This window comes from Erwinia sp. B116 (assembly GCF_002865965.1).
Taxonomy (GTDB): Bacteria; Pseudomonadota; Gammaproteobacteria; order Enterobacterales; family Enterobacteriaceae; genus Erwinia.
In genome coordinates this window covers 1-870 of record NZ_JRZZ01000054.1, presented here as the reverse complement: position 1 = coordinate 870, position 870 = coordinate 1, and the positions used below count along the sequence as shown (strand labels likewise).

Sequence of the window (870 nt, the reverse complement as noted above, 5' to 3'; positions counted from 1 at the left end):
AGCCAGGCACCGGAACCCGCAGCGACCCGGCCCCAAAGCCACGCTCCGATAAGCCAGGCACCCGAACCCGCAGCGACTAAAGGCAGCGACGCCATAAGGGTGATGCCGCTGCCATACTCCGTTACGCCGCGTCCAGCTTAAACTGCTGCACGGTGTGCGCCAGCTGCTTCGACTGCTCCTCCAGCGAGGCCGCCGCCGCCGACATCTGCTGCACCAGCGCCGAGTTCTGCTGGGTGGCACCGTCCATCTGATTTACCGCCACCGTCACCTGACCGATGCCCTGCGACTGCTCGTCAGAAGCCGAAACGATCTCGCCAATAATGGTCTTCACCGAGGTCACCGCCTGCGTCATCTCCTGCATGGTCTGCCCGGCGCTCTGCACCAGCGTCACGCCCTGATCGACGCGCTCCGTCGACTCGGCGATCAGCGCTGAAATATCCTTCACCGCGTCGGCGCTGCGCTGCGCCAGGCTGCGTACCTCAGAGGCCACCACCGCAAAGCCGCGACCCTGCTCACCGGCGCGCGCCGCTTCCACCGCCGCGTTCAGCGCCAGAATATTGGTCTGGAAGGCAATACCGTTAATAATGCTGGTAATGGCCCCGATACGCTGCGAACTCTCGTCGATCTGCTGCATAATATGTACCACCTGCTGCACCAGCTGCTCGCCGCGCTGGGCAATATCGGTGGCGTTATCGGTCAGCGCGGTGGCCTGATGAGCGTTATCGGCGTTGTGCTTCACCGTCGCGGTCAGCTGCTCCATACTGGCGGCGGTCTGCTCCAGCGCGGCGGCCTGCTGCTCGGTGCGGGAAGCCAGATCGAGGTTGCCGCTGGCGATCTCTTCCGCCCCCTGACGCACCGAATCACTGGCGG

1 protein-coding gene is annotated in these 870 nt (G+C 64.6%); it reads right to left on the bottom strand.

Annotation, left to right across the window (positions count from 1 at the left end; translation table 11 throughout):
* Positions 1 to 121 precede the first annotated feature (121 nt).
* On the bottom strand, positions 122 to 870 hold a 749-nt coding region (locus NV64_RS21095; protein ID WP_233209062.1), incomplete at its 5' end, for a methyl-accepting chemotaxis protein.